The 3721-nt window shown below is 44.2% G+C and carries 4 protein-coding genes; 1 reads left to right on the top strand and 3 read right to left on the bottom strand.

Features of this window, described 5'->3' with window-relative positions; translation table 11 throughout:
* Positions 1 to 161 precede the first annotated feature (161 nt).
* The 3 genes from Q0668_RS23425 to Q0668_RS23415 form a co-directional block, all read right to left on the bottom strand.
* Positions 162 to 551, bottom strand: a complete 390-nt coding sequence (locus tag Q0668_RS23425; protein WP_298868968.1) for a hypothetical protein — start codon at positions 549 to 551, stop codon at positions 162 to 164.
* A 277-nt stretch (positions 552 to 828) separates the two neighbouring features.
* The gene (locus tag Q0668_RS23420; RefSeq protein ID WP_298868967.1) at positions 829 to 2199 is read right to left on the bottom strand and encodes a formylglycine-generating enzyme family protein; all 1371 of its coding nucleotides are present in this window, start codon (positions 2197 to 2199) and stop codon (positions 829 to 831) included.
* Between the two features lie 540 nt (positions 2200 to 2739).
* A complete protein-coding gene (locus Q0668_RS23415; protein WP_298868966.1) occupies positions 2740 to 2991 on the bottom strand; it encodes a hypothetical protein in 252 nt (83 codons plus the stop codon).
* A gap of 322 nt (positions 2992 to 3313) precedes the next feature.
* On the opposite strand from Q0668_RS23415, the gene Q0668_RS23410 reads away from it, so the two are divergent.
* Complete coding sequence (locus Q0668_RS23410; protein ID WP_298868965.1) at positions 3314 to 3514, top strand: hypothetical protein; 201 nt, start codon at positions 3314 to 3316, stop codon at positions 3512 to 3514.
* Positions 3515 to 3721 lie beyond the last annotated feature (207 nt).

The raw sequence follows: 3721 nt of genomic DNA, 5'->3' as shown, positions 1-3721 counted from the left end.
GATGTGTTCATGCCGTTAATCTCAAGTTCAAATTATTGAAGAATCAATTGTACTATAAAGACCAGTCAAACAGTCAAGATGATCTTGATAGTCAGATATTTTAGCGATTCGGATAGATTTATATCAAACTGTTACAAAGTAAGGCAAAGCCGAAACGCTGATCAGAAAACGGTGTGAGGTTGGTTGTATATTTTCACTGGTGGCAAGCCTCCAGTGCCACCCGCCGCTGTGAACTGAATGTATTTGAACCACGAAAAACACGAAAGGCACGAAAATGTGTTATTCATGGATTCAATAAAACGTGACAACAGGAAACGATCAGGGTATTTGGTCGAGTGAGAAATAAAGCATCCATCTCTCACTAACGAAAACAGGACGACCACCATTGTTTGTTCTGTTACTCTGTCAGATTCCTGCTCGCTGCGCTCGGCCCGAATTTTATTCGGACTTACCCATTTTTTTTGTGTTGTTCTATGTGTCTGGTGTAATTTCCCATTCACTGGTGGCGAGCCACCAGTGGCACCCGCCGATTCTTTTATGGATGATGCCATATTCTATTTATGATAAATAAAACCGATTGAATAGCGAACCTTTTTGATAAATGTTGAGTCTCTCAAATGCAAACCGATTCTATTAGTTTGATGATCACAAAAAAGTTACTATAAGGCCGTGGAACCGAGAGCTTCGTGGTGGGGCATCGGCCTGCAAAGTCGATGGTAAGTGGTTCGAATCCGCCTACGGCCTCTGCAAATGATATTCAATTATTACAATTGCAGCCTCTGCGGGGTTGAGTTCCTGGCTCTCTTACTTGTTTCCGCTCGTGGAGGTTTACTGGCTGGAACTTCTGACCACACGAAAGCCCATACGACTATTTTTCAAATCGGGTGCTGCATTGTGGCGAGCCGACGAAAAGCAATAGTTGGCAACATTGGATATCCCGCCACCACGGATTACGCGATATTTCATCCGGCCTCCCATCTGTATCGGATTCGTTTTAACACTGCTTTGATAGGGATCAAACCAGTCTTGGCACCACTCAAAAACATTCCCCTGCATGTCGTATAGCCCCCACGGATTTGACTTCTTTTCACCTACGGGATGAGTTTTAAAACTCGAATTTTTAAAATACCATGCGTAGTCATCTAACTGCGAATCATCATCACCATAACTATACTTTGTCGTTGTCCCTGCACGGCACGCATATTCCCATTCAGCCTCAGTTGGTAGTCGGTAGATAAAGCCTTTTTCATTTGGCATATTCGAAAGCTTAATACAGAATTCCACTGCGTTATCCCAGGTCACCATTTCAACGGGATTATCTGGTCCCTTGAACTCACTCGGATTCGTGCCCATCACTGCTTCATATTGCTGCTGAGTCACTTCGTACACACCCATTTCGAATGGTTTTGTCAAGATCACCTGATGGACTGGTTTTTCGTTATTCTTTCTCGTTTGGAAAGTCGCACCCATCAGGAACGTACCTGCGGGAATCAGTTGAAACTTCATACCAATCGAATTGGTTTTTTGATCTCCGGTTTCAATTTTCGCTTCGGGGGCCTTTTTTGGTTCAGGTTCTGGCGTTTTCAATGACGTCTTTGCTGTCATGCTGGATTTTTTTTTGGCAACGCCTTTTTTGTCTCTGTGTGCCATCGCCGGTTCTTCTGCCAACGCTGGTTGTTTTGCATGCGGATTTGTTTTTGCAACGTTTTCATTATCTGCTTCTAATTTTCCCCACGGCAACCAGAACGATGCTGCCGCCATCACGAAAAAAGCGATGACTAATACTGAAACAATCCCCGCATACTCACGGGCCAGGCCACTTCCTTCGCCGACTGTTCGATTCCCACCACTCTGCATCGGGGGAATCATCACCGTTGGATCAAATTGACGTTTCTTCCGCCTTTTTTTGAAGAGACCCACTTGTCGATCATATTCTCGACGAAGCTCGGGACTCAATAACGTAATTTCCGCTTCATCAATTTGCGCGATGAGTTGATTTGCAAATTTGTTGTAGGAAGTACCCAAAAACTGTTCCACATGTTTTTTTTGGCGTTCCGCAGCAGATTGAATGACTGCGGGGTCATCTTCGTTCAACGAAATTCCCAGGAGTTCATAGAAGGTGGGCGGACACTTCTTTTCTGGAATGCCCAACCACTTGTGATACGGGTTGAACTGATCCGGAGGCTGTTTATGACTCATGAGACTATCGGCCTTGTCTAATGTTTTCAGAATCGATTGAATTCATTTTAACAGAGTGATTCGACAATAACCAATACGAATTCATTTTTATCGTCTCTGCTCTTTTATCGATTTTATTCTGCTTGATAAATTTATCTAATTAAGTCCACCAGGAATCGGCCTTCAAGATCACGCCGCCCGGTGATGTGAAGACGGATGCGAACTGAAGGGGGCGTCCTGCTCCCTTTTATCAGTTGTAAAGAAGGAAACCACTGGTGAAGTTGGACTACCACGAAAAACACGAAAGGCACGAAAATGTGTCATTGGTGGATTCTATAAAACTTGACAATAGAAAACTGTCTGAGCATTTGGTCGATTGAGATAGAAAGCATCAATCTCTCACTAACGAAAACAGGACGACCACCATTGTTTGTTCTGTTACTCTGTCAGATTCCTGCTCGCTGCGCTCGGCCCGAATTTTATTCGGGCTTACCCAACATGGTGCCTGCGATGTTGGGGAGATAGCATTTACCCACTCATTATTTTCGGGCGAGAACGTGTTTAATTATAGAAAGGAGAACCGCACGCTTTAGTATATTTGACGGCTAATCTTTCAGCAAAATAGGATCTCTGCATAACCCAGTCCAAAGGAGCATAGAAAGATGTAACTGGGCCTACATATTCAGGCGGCATCCCTTCTGTTGTGTGTAATGATGCACAAACAGGGCCGATGCTCAAGATATAAGCGACCAACAAAAATGCGATGCCACAGAATAAAAAGCGAACGAATTTGGAGCCATTATTTTCATTCATACGCACTACTCCCGCGATTTAGAAACCGAACAAACTCAGTTTAAACAATTGAACGCGATAAGTAACCAAAAATATTAGATATTTTCAAAGCGGGTTTGGTTGGAGTAACGGCGATTACCCAATCACCAAGATGCGATAGCTTCAAATGCTTTTAGCGGCTGATATTGAGTTATTCATTGATATGAAGTGACCATAACTTGTTGACACTAAAGGGGTCAGCAATTTTCTTAATTTTTGTCCTTTTGTTTCTCTGTCAGATTCCTGCTCGCTGCGCTCGGCCCGAATTGTATTCGGGCCTCCCATTTTTGTGGTGTTGTTCTGTGTGGATGGTGTGATTTCCCATGCAACTGGTGGCAAGCCACCAGTGCAACCCAACGCGGGTAACTACATGACCGGTTTATTGGAATTGGAACGTTGTATCCAGTGGGCGGACACATGGGTCCGCGCCCTACTTTCTGTGTATTCGTGTGAGCTTTATGCAGTTCCGGAATTTCATCTCGGGGTCTTTGTGGTTATCGGGTAGAATCTCTGATTGTGCATTGGTTATGCCGATGTCGTTTTCGTTTTCGTTTTTTCTACCACGAAATTCACGAAAGACACGAAAAAGTCGGCTTCATATTCCTTTTCCTGGTCGCTGCTGTCGAATGTTTGACAGGGAATTGATTGTTTTTACTCTGGCGGGAAGACACATGGGTCTTCCCCTAGTGCGCCTGCAAGCGCATCGAATCAG

The sequence above is a fragment of the uncultured Gimesia sp. genome, assembly GCF_937910335.1.
Taxonomy (GTDB): Bacteria; Planctomycetota; Planctomycetia; order Planctomycetales; family Planctomycetaceae; genus Gimesia.
This window is presented reverse-complemented; position numbering and strand designations above follow the sequence as displayed.

Excerpts from the sequence above, each read along its gene's own strand:
- Q0668_RS23425 (WP_298868968.1), bottom strand. The coding sequence starts at position 551 with ATGGCATCATCCATAAAAGAATCGGCGGGTGCCACTGGTGGCTCGCCA.
- Q0668_RS23420 (WP_298868967.1), bottom strand. The coding sequence starts at position 2,199 with ATGAGTCATAAACAGCCTCCGGATCAGTTCAACCCGTATCACAAGTGG.
- Q0668_RS23415 (WP_298868966.1), bottom strand. The coding sequence starts at position 2,991 with ATGAATGAAAATAATGGCTCCAAATTCGTTCGCTTTTTATTCTGTGGC.